The organism is Neobacillus bataviensis, from assembly GCF_019969725.1.
On sequence record NZ_JAHXYW010000007.1, the window covers coordinates 186,319 to 203,392 of the forward strand.

Sequence of the window (17,074 nt, forward strand, 5' to 3'; positions counted from 1 at the left end):
CTGTTAAACTATATATTTCCATGATTTTAAGGCTTCTAAGGTTATTTAGGCGGAAAATCTCCGCCTATTTCTCTTTCAAACCCATTACTTTTTCAAAATAAGCGGAATTCCTCCGACTAAGCGAGAACGCCTGCCAAAAATCAACAATGAACAATAGCAGAGACAAAAATAAAAAGGCACCGCAAAATACGGTGCGATTAGGTATACATTTTTCTATTCAATTTTGGGTTTTGCGATAGGAAACGGAACCCGTTACTATTCACTAGTCTCTTCTTTTCATTATTTTGTTTTATCGGCTAATTCCTTCAAAGCATCTGTAAGTTGATCGTTCAAAGTGCCTAATGCTTCTTTATCAAGGGTTGCTGCTTCTGAACCGGCGATTGTAGGATCAAGATATTTCTCAATTTTCTCATATAGTTCTTTATCATCTTTTTTCACATCATCTTCAAATGAAGACCATTGATCTTCTAATTTTGGGCCGACTTCTTTCACTTTTGCCTGGTCGCCGCTATCAATTGCTTTGGACAACTGTTCCGTTGTGTCGAGCATTTTATTTACACCTTCAGAAACTTTAGAATCATTTGAACCGCAGCCAGCCAGAAATAATGCACTTCCAAGACCGAGCGCTAAAACCATTGATGTCAACTTTTTCATTATAAATTCCTACTTTCAAAATTAATTGTTGTTTGCTGTCATAAGTTTTTTACTTTTAAATTGCTTTGATAAAAGGATAATAACGGCGCATAGAACGAGAATAACTTGTGGAATCGTACTTTCCCATGAAGGGTAAAGGGCGAAAAATTCAACGCTCGGTATGCTTTCTGCATTGGTTGTTGAGATAAAACCAGCTAATTGCAAGCTGTGAATACCCATTCCAGTAAACTTGATACAAAGATAAAAAACAATTAGACTAGAAACCATAAAGAAGGGCCGAAGCGGCAATTTTAACCCTACAAATACCATCAGATAAGCAAGGATTCCAAGAATGGCTGCACCGATTAGAAAACCGATCAATAATGATTGCAGGTTAATTTGGCTTGCCATTCCGATATAAAAAAGTACAGTTTCTGTCCCTTCACGAAACACTGCAAGAAACGCCAGCACACCTAGTGATACGAGTTTACCGGTAGTTAAGGCCGTCTGGCTTTTCTCACGGATATAGCGGTTCCAATCAGCGATATTGGATTGGCTATGAAGCCAATAGCTCATATACAGTAACATGACTGCCGCAAACACACCTGTCCAGCCGGCGATAAGGGCATTATTATTACCAAACGCACCTGATGAAATGACAAATTTCACGATGATGGCAAGCACCACACTAACACCAAGTCCACTTAATACCCCAGTCCAAATCCAGCCTTTCCCTTTAGATTCACCTGATTTTTTAACAAAAGACATAAGTGCGATTACAACAAGTAAAGCCTCTAGGCCCTCACGAATGAGAATCATCGCTGCATCCCAGTAGGTGTAACTTGATTTTTCAGCTAAAGGGGTTAAGTATTTTACCATGTTATCAATCGTTTGACTTGCTTTTTCATAGTTTGGAGGATTCGCATCTAGCATTGCTTGAATGGTGACCAAGTCCCTTTCAGAATCACTATATACCTTAGCTGATTGTGCAACTACGACTCCCTCAACGCTTAACCAGCTGCTGCTTGCTTTTTTAATCCCCTCAAGCGCTTGAGCTTGATTATGCTTTTCAACGTCCTTCTTTGTTTGTTGAAGTAGTAAAATAAAATCATCTAAGGAAATATCCTCTTTTTTAAATCCAGGTTCTTTTGGATAACCGCCATTCGCCACTTTTTCATTTACAGCCTTTAAATCATTTAAAGCCTGCAAGACTTGATCTTGTTTTTTTAGAGTAAGGGTATAGACGACCTTACCCATATTCGATTCAATATCGCGATAGGCAGTGGCCGAATCAGCTTTAATCCCTTCTTCAATATCTCTCCAGGTTTTATTAAATTGATTGTATGACTTCTCGGCGTTTGCAAGGTCACCTTTTGCTGCAAATTCTATGGCTTGATCAACCGATACCTCCGCTCTCTTAATAGCTTCACTGGAATCTTCAGCTGCAAGTGCAGGATTATGTATTCCCAATCCTATGATCAGTAGAAGGATAAATATTTTGAGTAATAAGTTCTTTGCCATAAGCTCCCCCTATTTGATACCTAATATTTTTAATTGATAACGAATTTCAATATCATTCTCATGTATTCATTTTATTTTCAATGATAATCATTGTCAATTAGTTTTTTTAAAATTGTTAAAACATAAACATAGTCTTTCATTTCAGACTTTAGTCGTAGAAAAAGCTGTACTTTTTTCTAAGGCTCCTTGGAATATAAAGCGTTATAATAATGGAAGAGTTAGAATTTTCTGGGGGCCTTTTAAATGAACGAAAACCATCTATCAGAATTAAAAATACTGAAAGAAATTGCCGAACTTCTTAACCGTGGCACTGATTTTCAGTCAATCCTTACAGAGGTTCTTAAAAAACTGCTTAATGTAACTGGTTTGCAGACAGGCTGGATTTTTCTGATTGACCGAACAGGCCAATTTGTACTGGCTGCGAAAGAAAACTTACCTCCGGCATTGACAGAGAATCAAAATACACTTATGTGCAGCGGGGACTGCTGGTGTATTAACCGTTACAATAATGGCCGCTTAGATAAAGCTACCAATATCATCGAATGTAAACGGCTAGAGATTGCTATTGAACAAGGTCTGGGAGATACATGTGGATTAACACATCACGCCACTGTCCCATTAAAAGCTGGAAACGAAAAATTCGGCCTTTTGAATGTGGGTTCCCCCTATAAAACAAGATTTAACCATGAAGAGCTCGCTTTATTAGAATCTATAGCCCTGCAAATTGGTTCTGCCTTAAAGCGAATAAACCTGACACAACGAGAACAAGAAATTGCTTTAACAGCAGAAAGAAACAGACTTGCTAGAGATTTGCACGATTCCGTCAACCAGCTTCTTTTTTCCTTGAGTCTGACGGCACGGGGCGGTATGGAAATGTCAAAGAATACGGATGTTAAAGAAACCTTTGGCTATATTCAAGATTTGGCTCAGGAAGCCTTGAACGAAATGAGAGCGCTTATTTGGCAGCTGCGTCCAAGGGGACTAGAAAAGGGCATCGTCAGTGCTTTGTGCAGCTACGGAGACATGCTCGGATTAAAGGTCAACATAAATGTGAATGGTGTAATCCATTTGCCAAGTACCATTGAGGAAGGATTATGGAGAATCGGTCAGGAAGCCTTGGCGAATTGTAAAAAACATTCTGGGGAGACGATTGTTCATCTTTCTATCCATTCAAGTGAAAATAGAATTTCCCTTAAGATTAAAGATCACGGCACCGGTTTTCATTATGACGAAACAAAAGAACTCCCATCTCTCGGATTAAAAAGTATGAAGGACCGAACTGAAGCATTAGGGGGGACTTTTCATATCAAAAGTGAAACAGATAAAGGGACAATAATTAAAGTTAATATACCTTTCTAAGGGGAGAAGAACAATGAGTATCATTCGAATACTTATAGCTGATGACCACCATGTTGTCCGAAGAGGCTTGGTATTTTTCTTAAAAACACAAGAGAACATCGAAATCATCGGGGAAGCGAAAAATGGAAAAGAAGCCGTCGAGCTGGCAGGCACCCTTTTACCAGATGTAGTCCTAATGGACTTAGTCATGCCAGTAATGGACGGAATTGAAGCAACACGAAAAATTAAAGAAATGCATCCGGACATGAATATCATGATCTTAACCAGTTTTTCTGACCAAAACCATGTCATTCCAGCGATCGAAGCTGGTGCATCCGGGTATCAACTAAAAGATATTGAGCCTGATGAACTTGTTAAAGCCATTAGACAATTAATGAAAGGCGAAAATCAATTACATCCCAAAGCAACCACTCATCTTTTAACTCAATTCTCTTCAAAGAATAATGAAGAAAAAAAGCCTTTAGAAGATTTGACAAGAAGAGAATTGGAAGTCCTCAAAGAAATCGCCAGCGGAAAAAGCAATAAAGACATTGCAGCATCCCTCTTTATTACTGAAAAAACAGTTAAAACCCATGTTTCCAGCATTTTAGCTAAACTAGAGCTTGCTGACCGAACCCAAGCTGCCCTTTATGCTGTACGAAATGGTGTCATAAAAAACAGTTAAAACACGGCTTAAGGAAAGCCGTGTTTTTTGGTGGAATTCTTTGGTCCGGTTGTAAAAAAGTTTCTCACACAATTCTGTATCCACTTGTTTTTTTAGGAAAGACTATACATCGGTATCTCATTAGGATCGGCTTCAAAAGTTTCATTAGCATGGTCGATGTAACGAAGCAGGTTATATAGTTTCTTTTCAAGAACACTGTAGTCACGTTCAAAATTGTAAGCATGCAGGAATTGTTCAATCTTTTTGGATAAAAATTGATCTTTTGTTCGAACCATTAAAATCAGTAAATTGTCCCATTCTGACCGATGCGTATAATATAACGCCCTGTCATAATCCACTTTATTCATTTTTTATCTCTCCTCCTTATTAGGAGTTGAGTTTATTGTATGACATTTTTAAAAGAACTTTCACAGAAAATGTTGGACACCCTATTCTTATGCCCTTTTCAACTTTTACCTGTATAAATTCTTTTTAGGAGGTTATATGGTTAAATATCTTTGTTTACTAATAGTGCTCTTCCTTGCATTTCAAACCACAGCTAATGCCGCTATTGTAAAAACAAATAAACCATATTCTTATGAAATCCTTGAACATGACCTTAAGCTATTGAAGGAAAAATATAAAGAAGAAATGGAATTAAAAACAATCGGAACGACCCATTTTGGACAAAATATTTTAGCGGTTAAGCTTGGCACCGGGGAAAAAAATATCGTCTTAATTGGCTCTCATCACGGTCGTGAATGGCTTACGAGTATGCTTTTAATGAAAATGCTGGAGACTTATGCCCATGATTATCATGCATTGGAAACGACAGGCTCTAAAAATATTTTAAACGAAATTTCGATTTGGTTTGTCCCTATGCTAAATCCAGATGGTGTTGCCATACAACAACACAACTTTAAACAATTTTCAGCGAAACAAAAGGATCAAATATTCCATATGAATGATGATTCAAAACGATATAAAAGATGGAAAGCAAATGGAGTAGGTATAGACCTAAACAGGCAATATCCCGCAGGATGGGAAAGTCTAGATACAAGTATGAACAAACCATTTTATAAATTTTATAAAGGGAAAAAACCGCTGCAAGCTAAAGAAGTTATAGCCTTGACCAATTTTATTAATGAAATTAATCCTTCCATTGCAGTTGCTTATCATACGGCTGGAGAAGAGATTTTTTGGAAATATAAAAATGGAAAGAATCTTGTCCGGGATAAATTAATCGCTAAAAAAATTGCGAAGATAACAGGATATAAATTAAATACTCCCCCTGATGATGCGGTTGGAGGAGGATTCACTGACTGGTTTATCACCACATATCACAAACCCGCTATGACGATTGAAATTAGTTATCTTGTTGGAGAGACAAGCCCTCCTTTATCTGTTTTTAAAAAGGAATGGAAACGAAATCGATTGGTGGGACTAAAGCTTGCACAAGAAGCGAAAGAAATTTCCAAATAATACATAATACAGAACATTTTGGACAAAATATTCTCAAACGCTTTTTTTTGGAGGGATTTTCTTGAGAAAGTTTTTAGCTGGCCTATTTATTATGTTGTGTTTTTTAGTCTATGTTAACCTACAAGGAGAGGCACAAAAGCCTGACTATGAAAAATTTGGCAGGATTGCCATAACAGTTGTACAGGCAGATTTTCCAGGCGCCCCCATTAAAGATTATGAATACTTGGGAAGGAAGAAAATTGATGCAACAAAGGTAGAGGATGGTTTCCGTTTTAAAGTGCAAGAAAATAACCAGAACTTCTTTGTGATTGTAAGAGTGAGTCATGATGCCACAAATAATAAGGTTTTAAATATAAACGTGGAAAATCAAAAACAATAAGCAGCCTTGCTTATTGTTTTTTGGCTTCTTTCTCATCATTCCCAGTTTACCCTCATACATTGTGGTAAGAGGAAAAGGGGGGAATGGCAATTGAATGGAGAAGAACGCAAATCACTAGAATATGCAATTAGTGAAATTACGGAGATTGCAAGTGGATTTGGGCTGGATTTTTATCCAATGAGATATGAAATTTGTCCCGCTGAAATTATTTATACCTTTGGAGCCTATGGTATGCCAACCCGGTTTTCACACTGGAGTTTTGGAAAGCAATTTCACAAAATGAAACTCCATTATGACCTGGGTTTGAGTAAAATTTACGAACTGGTTATTAATTCAAATCCATGCTACGCCTTTTTACTTGATTCTAATACCCTGATTCAAAATAAGTTAATCGTTGCTCACGTTTTAGCCCACTGTGATTTCTTTAAAAATAACGTCCGTTTCCAAAATACAAAGCGGGATATGGTAGAAAGCATGGCCGCCACTGCTGAACGAATTCACAAATATGAAATTCAATACGGAAAAAAAGAAGTAGAAACATTTTTAGATGCAGTATTGGCAATTGATGAGCATATTGATCCTTCGTTGATGAGGCCAAAGCTTGCTTGGTCAATTGGCGATCAAGAAGAAGAATCGGGGGAAAACCCAATCATCACTCCCTACGATGACCTATGGAGTTTAGATGAAAAGGAAAAACAGGAACCTGCACAGCCAAGGAAAAAGAAATTTCCACCTAGGCCGGAAAAGGATTTGCTCCTTTTTATTGAAACCTACAGCAGAGAGCTTGAAGATTGGCAGCGGGATATTTTAACTATGATGCGTGAAGAAATGCTCTACTTCTGGCCGCAGCTGGAAACAAAAATCATGAACGAAGGCTGGGCATCCTTCTGGCATCAACGGATATTACGAGAATTGGAATTAACAAGCGGGGAAGCCATTGAATTTGCCAAATTAAATGCTGGTGTGGTACAGCCTTCAAAAACAGGCATTAATCCTTATTATCTTGGTATTAAAATTTTTGAAGATATCGAGGAGCGCTACAATAACCCAACAGAAGAAATGAAGCTTAGGGGAGTACAGCCAGGTTCTGGACGTGATAAAATATTTGAAGTTCGTGAGGTTGAATCAGATATTTCCTTCTTACGAAATTATTTGAATAAAGACCTTGTCATGCGAGAGGATATGTATCTTTTCCAAAAGCAAGGACGGGATTATAAGATTGTTGATAAGCAGTGGGAGCATATCCGCGATCAATTAGTCAATATGCGGGTAAATGGAGGGTTTCCGTACATTACCGTTAATGATGGCGATTACCTCAAAAATGGTGAACTTTACTTAAAGCATTGGTATGAAGGCGTTGAATTAGATGTGAAATATCTTGAAAAGGTATTGCCATACGTTCAGCAGCTTTGGGGAAGACCCGTCCATATTGAAACCATCATTGAGGAAAGAAAAATGCTGTTTTCCTATGACGGCAAAGGTGTACATCGGAAATATTTATAATATTGGAGTGAGCTATCCTGCTTTAGGTGGGATGGCTTTTTTAGCTGGGCTTTCATATACCGTAGGAGCTCTTTTTTAGGCGCTACGGGCAATGAATTGCCTTTTCATTTTACCATCCAAACTCTTTTTTATGCGCTTCGGGCAATGAAACTTTTTCTACGTGACCGTTATATCCTCTTCAGCATCATTTTGGTAACGTAGACCCTTTCTACGTTACCCTTTTCTCTTCACCACCTCGTTTTCGGTAACGTAGACTCCTTCTACGTTACCATTTCTATTCATCACCACATTTTAGGTAACGTAAAGTCATTCCTGCCTCCGCTTTTACCACTTCGATTTCAATCCAGTAACCATTTTCAAAAAAATACCCCCGAAAGGCACCTAAGCCTTTCGGGGGTATTCTTTTGATATCGGATATTGTTGAAATTCTTGGATGCTGTTAAATTATTAAATTTCTTGCACCATCTTGACTTTTTGATCTACAAGTTCCATAAAGTCCTTCTCAATAGCTGCTAGTTTCGCTTTACTATCTTTAAGACTTTCACTATTTACTCCGAAATAGAATTTTACTTTCGGTTCAGTACCTGAAGGTCTTAAACATACCCATGAACCGTCTTCGAAAGTATATTTTAATACATTGGATTTTGGCAATTCAATTCTTTCTTCCTTATTTCCGCTTATACGAAGTCCCGTTAAATAATCCTCAGATACTGCTGTTTTCAATGAGCCAAGGTTCTTAAGCGGATCGTTTCGGAATGAGGCTAAAATGCGCTGAATTTGTTCCGCTCCCTCTTTACCTTTTAACGTTAGAGAGCGAAGACCTTCCTGATAATAACCGTACTTTTCAAAAACCTGAATCATTCCTTCATAAAGGGACATTCCTTGTTTCTTATAATATGCGCAAACCTCTGTTGCCAATAGTGCAGCTTGGACTGCGTCCTTATCACGAGCAAAATCGCCAATGAGATATCCGTATGATTCTTCATAACCAAATAGGTATGTATGCTCACCTGTAGCTTCATACTCTTTGATTTTTTCAGCGATAAATTTAAAGCCTGTTAATACATCAATCGTTTCTAATTGGAAAGCGGAAGCAATTTTTCGACCTAATTCCGATGTTACGATCGTTTTTAACACAACTCCATTTTGAGGCAAAGTTCCTTTTGCCTTTTTCTGGGTTAAGAGATAATCAAGTAAAAGAGCCCCTGTTTGATTCCCAGTTAAAACAACATACTCGCCCTCAGGATTAAGGACTGCTATACCAAGTCTATCTGCATCCGGATCCGTCGCAATTAAAAGATCTGCCCCTACTCGTTTCCCATCACGAATGGCTAATTCAAAGGCCGCATGCTCTTCCGGGTTTGGACTTTTTACTGTTGAAAATTCAGGGTCTGGAAGCTCTTGCTCCTTCACCACTGTTACATTCTTATAGCCTAAAGCAGCAAGCGCTGAACGAACCGGTTTATTGGCCGTTCCATGTAACGGAGTAAATACTACATGAAGATCCGTTTCTTCTGCAAGATGCGGATTCTCGGAAATTGTTTTTAAGTTTTCAAGGTAAGCTTTGTCCACTTCTTGACCAATGGTTTTAATAAGTCCCGCAGCTTTTAACTTTTCCTCGCTGTCGACCTCGATTAATAATTCGTTCTCAATTTCATTTACCCGGCTGATTACTATATCGGCATCAGCAGGAGGAAGCTGGCCGCCATCAGAACCATAAACCTTATATCCGTTATATTCCGGAGGATTATGACTTGCGGTAATGACAATTCCAGAAAAAGCATTTAAATGCCTTAGGGCAAACGATAATTCAGGAGTTGGTCTTAATTCATCAAATACATATGTTTGAATTCCTTTGGTGGCAAGTGTTTTGGCAGCCTCCATTGCGAATTCCGGTGATTTGTGGCGGGAATCAAAGGCAATCACAACTCCGCGTTGTTTTGCTTCTAAGTCATGTTCTTCTATGTATGCAGCCAGTCCGGCAGAAGCCTTTCGTACCGTATAGATGTTCATACGGTTTGTCCCAACACCTAATTCACCGCGCATTCCGCCAGTTCCAAATTCCAAATTCTTATAAAATGCCTCTTCAAGTAGTTTTTCTTCTTTCTTTATTTCTTCTAATTGATTATGTAATTCTACATCCAAATCCTTAAATTCAATCCAACTATTTGCTACTTCTTTCCAGTCCATGAGGGCCCTCCCGTTTCATTCTAATTTTTATTTTTTCTTAGTTATAACATGTTACTCCTTTAAAAATCTCATAAAAAATCCGACAATTTTCGCAGAATGGTATATTACCCATTACTATTTTACCTTATAATTTTAATAAATTAAAAAAATGCAAAGTAAAATGCCTGCAAAAAATGCAGGCATTTTACTTTTTATATGAGCAATTCGTTATCTGCTTTCGTGTATATACTAAGGATCGTATTTTTCAAACTCTTGGCTTCAATAAACTGTTCAAATTCAAATGGGAAAAACAATCCAAATTCCTGCAGATTCGCAACATTTTTATCAAATAAAGCAGCATACTGTTCATCAAGAGGTGATGCCTCAAGAATGGAAATGATCGTTTGAATGCTTGTCATTACCTGAAAGGCATCCTTTAAGGTACTAAAATCTTCAACATGCTTCCCTGAAGTATGCAGGACCTTTAACTGTTCGAACTGAAAAATTTCCTCATCAGTAAAATAGAGTGGAAAAATATTAGAGTAAATATACCTCACAAGTTCACAAATTTCTTGCTCCTGACTTGGTGTCGAGGCAAAAACAATTTTCACTTATAACCCACCTTTGCCATCGCATAATTCTATCGTAATATATATGATAAGAATAACATAACAACCAAAGAATAAAGTGTGGTAATTAATAGAAAGTAAAGGAGTACTTATGCTTAATACAATACGACAGGGAGATTGGCTGCAAATCATTACCCCAAAAGAGTGGGAAGGCAAAACAACTGATGAAATTTTCCGCCATGAGTGGAAAGCTCCAAAAAAAGTCATTCATTCTTTTAGAATGGAAGAAAAGGTCCGCTTGGAAGGGAATCGTGTAGATTGGAATTTGCCGCTTACAGCAGGCATTAAACTGCAAATTCAAATTTTTGAGGAAGAAGATATTCAGGTCACTCCACATTACTATGAAATCGATGTTTTGTTCGAGGATGATCATTTTCTTGTTATCAATAAGCCGCCGTTTATGAATACTCATCCAAATGATACAAATACGGAAACAAACACTTTAATCAATGCCGCCTCTTTTTATTTATTGTCAAAAGGTGAAATGAAAAACGTACGCCAAATCCACCGCTTAGACCGGGATACATCGGGAGCAATCTTGTTTGCGAAGCACGTTTTAGCTGGTGTTATCTTAGATAGAATGCTGGAAGAGCGCCAAATAAAGAGAACCTACCTTGCAATGGTGCATGGCTTAATACAGAGAAAAAAAGGGACCATTAATGCTCCAATAGGGCGTGATCGCCATCATGCAACCAAAAGAAGAGTTTCTCCTTCTGGACAGGCAGCTATTACCCATTATCAAGTATTAAAAGATGTTAAAGTACGGAATCTGTCATATGTAAAGTGCTGGCTGGATACCGGGAGAACACATCAAATCCGCGTTCACTTAAGTCACCTCGGCCATCCTTTAGTTGGAGATATTTTGTACGGAGGAAAACCACTTGTAAACAGGCAGGCCCTTCATGCCGCTAAGCTTGAATTTGTCCATCCGTTTACACATGAAAAAATCAGCTGTCACGCACCTTTTATCGATACTCCAGTTATTTTTGATGATATTGATGTATATTCGATATAAATAGATAAAGCCTCCCGTATTGGGAGGCTTTGATTTCTTAATCGGCTCGTCTAAATGCCCTCATGATGAAGCTTAGGAGGAGAACGAGTACAGCAGCTCCAATTATCGCCGGGATGATGGCAAAATCAGCAACATGCGGACCCCAGTTTCCTAAAATCATTGTTCCAAGCCATGCGCCAACAAATCCAGCAATTATATTACCAATAATGCCACCAGGAATATTTCTTCCAACGATTAGACCTGCTAACCATCCAATAATACCACCAACGATTAATGACCAAATAAAGCCCATTACGAACACTCCTTTTTAGTTTTCACCTATTTTTAAAGCGTCTGAGCCTGCATTTCAGGCTGTGGGTGAAGAAATTGAATTCTTCCTGCCTGTACCTATAAATTACCCAATTTTTTTTATTTTATTACTCATAGAAAGAATAAAAACCGGATTCAAAGAATCCGGTCTAGATTATGGTAAATCAATCAGCATTAATCTGCTTTTATTAACAGCCCTGATTTGTAATTCAGTAGTATCTTTTATCCGAGCAGAATCGCGCTTATTCAACTTATAATCTTGGTTTAGTTCTACATCTCCCTCAATCACAAAGAAGAATATCCGCCGATTCTTTTCTTGTTGAAAAGTCAACTCACTGCCCTCATCTAAATCAGACAAATAAATGGTTAAATCTTGATGGATACCAGCTACTTTTTCACCTTCACCATTTTTCGATACAATTGGTAACAGCTTATTTTTCATTTGATTTACATCAAATTCTGTTTTCTCATAGGATGGTGAAAGACCATTTTGCTCAGGCATAAACCATAATTGCAAGAAGTTTACTTCTTCTGTAGCTGAAGGATTTACCTCAGAATGAATAACCCCAGTTCCTGCTGACATCCTTTGAACCCCGCCAAAGGTCGTCACAGCACTTCGTCCGGTACTATCTTCATGCTTTAATTGTCCCTTTAAAACTAAGGATATAATTTCCATTTCACGATGCGGGTGTGCCCCGAAACCTCTTAAGGGCTGGACAATATCATCATTTAAAACGCGCATTGGTCCAAATTGCATGTTAGCTGGATCATAATATTCAGCAAAAGAAAAACTAAAATTACTTTTTAACCAGCCATGGTCGGCAGTGTATCTATTCTCAGCTTTATAAATGTTTATCATCAGTTTCCACCTCAATTGTTTTTATAGTAGTATCCCAATATTTTTTGTACTTCACAATCTCAAAATCAAATATCTTTAATTCGAGATAATTATACTACCCGCGTCGATATTAGTCAACTTCATACATAATGAAACATTTCTATGGAAAAAGTAAAAAAGTACTATCAAACATGAAGTATTATTCAGAAAATTCTAATGTTAAGTTTTTGTAAATTTCGTTAAGATATGTTTCTTTTTTCGACAACTTTCCGATAAAATAATTTTCGGTAAGAGTACAAACTTTTCATATGAATATTGGAGGTAATTACATGGCATTCAAAAAAAATGATAAGTTCTCGGTTTTATTAAATAATATTTCCGCTAACTTAAAGGAAAGTGCCAATTTCTTTACAGAATACAAATTAAAAAACGTAAGTGATTTAAAAATTTTCTCTGAAAAAATGAAAGAGCTTGAAACAAAAGGAGATTCCTACGTTCATGAAGTGATTAAAGAATTAAATGACGCCTTTATCACTCCAATTGAACGAGAAGACATTCTGCATCTTGCCATGAGTATGGATGATGTCCTAGATGGACTTGAAGGATGTTCAGCGCTATTTGAAATGTATTCTATAACTAGTGCTGATGATTTTATGGTTAAGTTTGTAGAAGCCATTCAGGGAAGTGTTCATGAAATCGATAAAGCCGTTGTACTTCTTTCCAATAAGAAGCTTACTCAAATTAGAGAGCACGCCATCAAAATAAAAGATTTTGAATCAAAATGCGATAATATCTTAAGACAATCCATCAAAAATTTATTTACTGTTGAAAAAGACCCAATCCGCATTATTCAATACAAAGAAATTTATGAAAATCTAGAGGACATTGCTGACTACTGTCAATCAGTTGCCAATACTCTTGAAACCATTATTATGAAAAATGCATAAGGAGCATAAACATGACTCTACTTATATTAATTGTAATTGGTGCCCTTGCATTTGACTTTATTAATGGTTTCCATGATACAGCAAATGCAATTGCGACATCTGTTTCAACAAAAGCGTTAAAACCCCGTCATGCCATCATTTTGGCTGCGGTAATGAACTTTATTGGGGCAATGACATTTACTGGGGTTGCAAAAACGGTATCAAAAGATATTGTCGATCCATTTAGCCTTGGCAATGGTTCAATTGTAATTTTAGCAGCTTTAATTGCTGCCATTGCATGGAACCTAATCACTTGGTACTACGGAATTCCAAGTAGTTCCTCTCACGCGATAATTGGCTCTATTGCAGGGGCTGCCATTGCTGCAGAAGGTTTTGCTTCACTTAACTATGGCGGGTTTTTAAAAATTTTACAAGCACTAATTCTTTCTCCAATTATAGCGTTTGTTGTCGGATACATCGTTTATAGTATCTTTAAAGTTGTATTTAAGAATTTTAATTTAACAAAAACCAATCGAAACTTTCGTTATATCCAAATAGCTACAGCTGCATTACAGTCCTATTCACATGGAACGAACGATGCACAAAAATCGATGGGAATCATCACAATGGCCCTTCTGACCACTGGTACGATTCAGAGTGATGAAGTTCCTTTTTGGGTTCAAGCTTCCTGTGCGATTGCCATGGGACTTGGGACCTCTATCGGTGGTTGGAAAATCATTAAAACCGTTGGTGGAAAGATCATGAAAATACGGCCAATTAACGGGGTTGCTGCGGATTTAACAGGGGCTGCCATTATTTTTGGTGCTACCTACATTCATTTACCTGTAAGTACAACTCACGTTATTTCTTCCGGTATTTTAGGGGTTGGCTCTGCTCATCGTCTTAAGGGTGTTAAATGGGGTACAGCTCAGCGTATGCTCATAACTTGGGTTATTACTCTGCCAATTACTGCTGTATTAGCAGGAATTTGCTACTTTATTCTAAATCTTATTTTTTAAATGATAAAAAGAGGAAGAAACGATTGTTTCCTCCTCTTTTTTTATTGGATTCACTTCTAATTAGGTCACTACTTCATAACTTTATTGTAAAAGGACAAGTTTTGAGGTGAAACTTATGATTGAAAAAATATTCGCAATGATGATTGGTTCAATTTTATTAAGTTTAGGTGTAAACGGATTTCTAGTCCCTTATCACTTGCTAGATGGTGGTGTAATTGGTTTAGGCCTAATCATTCATTATTTTTATGGCTGGCCCACTGGACTTAGTATTATTCTTCTAAGCCTTCCCCTCTATGTTTTAGCTTGGTTTTTTGAGAGGCGTTATTTCTTCTACAGCCTTCATGGTTTAATTATTTCTTCTTTTTGTATTGATCTTTTTTCCTTTATTAATGGAAGAATCAATCTCGGCATTTTACCAAGTACAGTCATTGGCGGCTTGCTTGTTGGGATTGGCATCGGCGTCATGCTTCGTTATGAAACAAGCACTGGCGGGACGGATTTATTAGCCCAGCTGTTAACTAAATTTACTTCCATTAATATAGGAATTATCATTTTCTTAATTGACGGGCTGATTATAACAAGCGGCATTCAAGTAGTTGGATTGGAAAAGTTTTTTTATTCCCTTTTGACAATAATTTGTGTTGGACTCATGACAACTGTAACTGTGGCAAAAAGACCGGAAACACATTAGAAGACCACCAGCAAAAGTGTTATCAGTACTCCCATTATTTACAGCAATAATTTCTTTTTTCGGATAATTGATTTTAGACAAATAGTGTATGGTTTCTTCAACAGTTTCCTCTTCGTTATAGCATGGTACTAAAATACTGATTAACGGCCATTCAATTTGATCAAAATCAATTATGTCTTCTTGTTCACGATAATTAAAAAATAAGTGAGTACCCGCTATCCAAACCAAAGACATCATTAATGGATACCAAAACACAAACTCTGAAACATAACTAATTAGTTGTTCCATTTTTTTCACCTTTCAAATCAGCAATAATGCAGCTCCTCCCGATTTATTTTTTCCTATTTATAAGGCTCTGTTAAAATTAGTTGTTGATTTGCGCTCCAGGCGCTTCGCGTACCTTAGGGCGTCCCGGGGAGCCTCCTCGGCGCTTTGGCGCCTTCGGGGTCTCCCCTGCCCCGTACTCCCGCAGGAGTCTTCGCGCCTTCTGCTCCAATCAACAGTGTTAAAAATCAACATTCCCCTTTAACATAGCCATTTATAAAAAAAGGATGCTTAAATGGATCCAATGTGAAAATCACCTTAACATTTTTACCTTATCCGTACAGCTCTTCATCGCAGTTAGGATGGCTCCACGAAATTGCATTTTCTCAAGAGCAACCACAGCTTCAATGGTTGCACCCCCAGGGGTACACACATTATCCTTAAGTTCGCCAGGATGAATACCAGTTTCCAGAACCATTTTGGCTGCGCCGAGAATGGCCTGAGCAGCAAGACGATAGGACTTGTCCCTTGGGATTCCTTGTTGAACTCCTCCATCTGCCATGGCTTCAATAAGCATATAAATATAAGCAGGGGAAGAACCACTTATTGCTGGCACTGCATCCATCCATTTTTCTTCGAGTCGCTCAGTTTTTCCAAAGGTCTTGAACAAGTGCTCAACTTCCATTATATCTTCTTCACTAAGAAGGTCATTTGGACAAATGACACTCATTCCTTCTCCTACAAGGGAAGGCGTATTTGGCATGGTCCGAACAGCTTTAACCTTCTGGCCAAAGGCATGTTCAAGATCAACTAAAGTAATGCCTGCTGCAATTGTTACAATAATTGTATCTTGTTTAATTTCATGCTTAATTTCCTCAATTACGGAAGTATGAAGTTCTGGCTTGATAGCGAGGATAAGAATATCTGCAAACCTTGCAACTTCAATATTATGTAAAGATGTCCTAATCCGGAAGTTCTCAGCAATTTTATCAATCGTATTTTTTGTTGCTGAACTTGCCATGATGTTTTCACGTGAAATCACTTCTGATTTTACTATTCCCCCCAGCATGGCCTGCGCCATTTTCCCCGCTCCAATAAATCCTATCTTTTTATTCATGCTCTCCACACCCTATTCTTCTTACTTGTACATTTCATTTTCTAATATGATGACATTTTCTGCAAACGTTGTTCTCCCAACTTCTTTTGTATTTTCCACTAAGCGATAAACATTGTCACAACATCTTTTCGCCCCTTTTACTAAAAGAGGCACTCCGATAACATCAATTTTTAATCCTCTCGAAAAAAATCCTCCCATTGACATTAAAAATGGTACCGTTGGAGATGTGTTGGAAAACACGATTTTTTCATCAAACTTAAATTTTTCTTGCAGCAATAAACTCATTTCTTTTAATGCCGGAATTACATATTTGTTTCTTTTCCGTCCAATTGTGTACACAGAATGTCCTTCTTCATCCACCCCGTGAAAAATAAGCTTGCCAAAATCCTGTTTCGTTAATTTATTGAAATACTTCACATTTAATATTTCTTCCGTCGTCAATTTCTGTTCCGATTGTGGCAATTGTTTTAAATGATATGCAGCTGCTAAAGCAGTTGTATGTGTCCCACCATAATCATTATAGATATAAATCATGGTATCATCCTTTATACTTTTGTCTATTTTTATTATGGATGAT

The 17,074-nt window shown here is 37.5% G+C and carries 18 protein-coding genes and 1 pseudogene; 9 read left to right on the forward strand and 10 right to left on the reverse strand.

Annotated features, from left to right (window positions below):
* Window positions 1-279 precede the first annotated feature (279 nt).
* On the reverse strand, window positions 280-654 hold the full coding sequence (locus LC455_RS18755) for a hypothetical protein (RefSeq protein ID WP_223593016.1): 375 nt from the start codon (window positions 652-654) through the stop codon (window positions 280-282).
* Between the two features lie 21 nt (window positions 655-675).
* A complete protein-coding gene (locus LC455_RS18760; RefSeq protein ID WP_223593018.1) occupies window positions 676-2,154 on the reverse strand; it encodes an FTR1 family iron permease in 1,479 nt (492 codons plus the stop codon).
* Between the two features lie 243 nt (window positions 2,155-2,397).
* Here LC455_RS18760 and LC455_RS18765 point away from each other — a divergent pair, with 243 nt between their 5' ends.
* Together LC455_RS18765 and LC455_RS18770 are read left to right on the forward strand one after the other, a co-directional pair.
* On the forward strand, window positions 2,398-3,513 hold the full coding sequence (locus tag LC455_RS18765) for a GAF domain-containing sensor histidine kinase (RefSeq protein WP_223593020.1): 1,116 nt from the start codon (window positions 2,398-2,400) through the stop codon (window positions 3,511-3,513).
* A gap of 13 nt (window positions 3,514-3,526) precedes the next feature.
* Window positions 3,527-4,177 (forward strand): response regulator, encoded by a 651-nt coding sequence (locus tag LC455_RS18770; RefSeq protein WP_223593022.1) that lies wholly within the window; start codon window positions 3,527-3,529, stop codon window positions 4,175-4,177.
* Between the two features lie 92 nt (window positions 4,178-4,269).
* On the opposite strand, the gene LC455_RS18775 is transcribed toward LC455_RS18770, so the two are convergent.
* Window positions 4,270-4,524, reverse strand: coding sequence for a YhdB family protein (locus tag LC455_RS18775; RefSeq protein ID WP_223593024.1), 255 nt, complete (start codon window positions 4,522-4,524; stop codon window positions 4,270-4,272).
* A gap of 136 nt (window positions 4,525-4,660) precedes the next feature.
* Here LC455_RS18775 and LC455_RS18780 point away from each other — a divergent pair, with 136 nt between their 5' ends.
* The 3 genes from LC455_RS18780 (at window position 4,661) to LC455_RS18790 (ending at window position 7,520) form a co-directional block, all read left to right on the forward strand.
* Window positions 4,661-5,638, forward strand: coding sequence for a M14 family zinc carboxypeptidase (locus LC455_RS18780; RefSeq protein ID WP_223593025.1), 978 nt, complete (start codon window positions 4,661-4,663; stop codon window positions 5,636-5,638).
* Between the two features lie 61 nt (window positions 5,639-5,699).
* Window positions 5,700-6,017 carry a DUF3889 domain-containing protein gene (locus LC455_RS18785; protein WP_223593027.1) on the forward strand — a complete coding sequence of 106 codons (318 nt, stop codon included), beginning with the start codon at window positions 5,700-5,702 and terminating at the stop codon, window positions 6,015-6,017.
* 90 nt (window positions 6,018-6,107) lie between these two features.
* Window positions 6,108-7,520: a SpoVR family protein gene (locus LC455_RS18790; protein WP_223593029.1), complete on the forward strand. Its 1,413-nt coding sequence runs from the start codon at window positions 6,108-6,110 to the stop codon at window positions 7,518-7,520.
* Between the two features lie 447 nt (window positions 7,521-7,967).
* On the opposite strand, the gene LC455_RS18795 is transcribed toward LC455_RS18790, so the two are convergent.
* Window positions 7,968-9,710, reverse strand: a complete 1,743-nt coding sequence (locus LC455_RS18795; protein ID WP_223593030.1) for a phospho-sugar mutase — start codon at window positions 9,708-9,710, stop codon at window positions 7,968-7,970.
* A 191-nt stretch (window positions 9,711-9,901) separates the two neighbouring features.
* A complete protein-coding gene (locus tag LC455_RS18800; RefSeq protein ID WP_223593031.1) occupies window positions 9,902-10,300 on the reverse strand; it encodes a YhcU family protein in 399 nt (132 codons plus the stop codon).
* A 109-nt stretch (window positions 10,301-10,409) separates the two neighbouring features.
* On the opposite strand from LC455_RS18800, the gene LC455_RS18805 reads away from it, so the two are divergent.
* Window positions 10,410-11,333 (forward strand): RluA family pseudouridine synthase, encoded by a 924-nt coding sequence (locus LC455_RS18805; protein WP_223593033.1) that lies wholly within the window; start codon window positions 10,410-10,412, stop codon window positions 11,331-11,333.
* A 37-nt stretch (window positions 11,334-11,370) separates the two neighbouring features.
* Here the strand turns inward: LC455_RS18805 and LC455_RS18810 are convergent, their stop codons facing one another.
* Window positions 11,371-11,625, reverse strand: a complete 255-nt coding sequence (locus LC455_RS18810; protein WP_223593035.1) for a GlsB/YeaQ/YmgE family stress response membrane protein — start codon at window positions 11,623-11,625, stop codon at window positions 11,371-11,373.
* Window positions 11,626-11,796: 171 nt separating this feature from the next.
* On the reverse strand, window positions 11,797-12,501 hold the full coding sequence (locus LC455_RS18815) for a pirin family protein (RefSeq protein ID WP_223593037.1): 705 nt from the start codon (window positions 12,499-12,501) through the stop codon (window positions 11,797-11,799).
* Between the two features lie 308 nt (window positions 12,502-12,809).
* Between LC455_RS18815 and LC455_RS18820 the strand changes: the two genes are divergently transcribed.
* The 3 genes from LC455_RS18820 to LC455_RS18830 all read left to right on the forward strand — a co-directional run bounded on the left by LC455_RS18820 (window position 12,810) and on the right by LC455_RS18830 (window position 15,116).
* Window positions 12,810-13,427, forward strand: a complete 618-nt coding sequence (locus LC455_RS18820) for a DUF47 domain-containing protein (RefSeq protein ID WP_223593039.1) — start codon at window positions 12,810-12,812, stop codon at window positions 13,425-13,427.
* A gap of 11 nt (window positions 13,428-13,438) precedes the next feature.
* Window positions 13,439-14,425 (forward strand): inorganic phosphate transporter, encoded by a 987-nt coding sequence (locus tag LC455_RS18825; RefSeq protein WP_223593041.1) that lies wholly within the window; start codon window positions 13,439-13,441, stop codon window positions 14,423-14,425.
* Window positions 14,426-14,540: 115 nt separating this feature from the next.
* Window positions 14,541-15,116, forward strand: a complete 576-nt coding sequence (locus LC455_RS18830; protein WP_223593043.1) for a YitT family protein — start codon at window positions 14,541-14,543, stop codon at window positions 15,114-15,116.
* A gap of 27 nt (window positions 15,117-15,143) precedes the next feature.
* On the opposite strand, the pseudogene LC455_RS18835 reads toward LC455_RS18830, so the two are convergent.
* The 3 genes and pseudogenes from LC455_RS18835 to LC455_RS18845 all read right to left on the reverse strand — a co-directional run.
* Window positions 15,144-15,404: pseudogene (locus LC455_RS18835) on the reverse strand (glycosyltransferase); the annotation flags it as partial.
* Between the two features lie 289 nt (window positions 15,405-15,693).
* The gene (proC, locus tag LC455_RS18840) at window positions 15,694-16,497 is read right to left on the reverse strand and encodes a pyrroline-5-carboxylate reductase (protein ID WP_223593045.1); all 804 of its coding nucleotides are present in this window, start codon (window positions 16,495-16,497) and stop codon (window positions 15,694-15,696) included.
* A 21-nt stretch (window positions 16,498-16,518) separates the two neighbouring features.
* Complete coding sequence (locus tag LC455_RS18845; protein WP_223593047.1) at window positions 16,519-17,031, reverse strand: DUF3189 family protein; 513 nt, start codon at window positions 17,029-17,031, stop codon at window positions 16,519-16,521.
* Window positions 17,032-17,074: the final 43 nt, after the last annotated feature.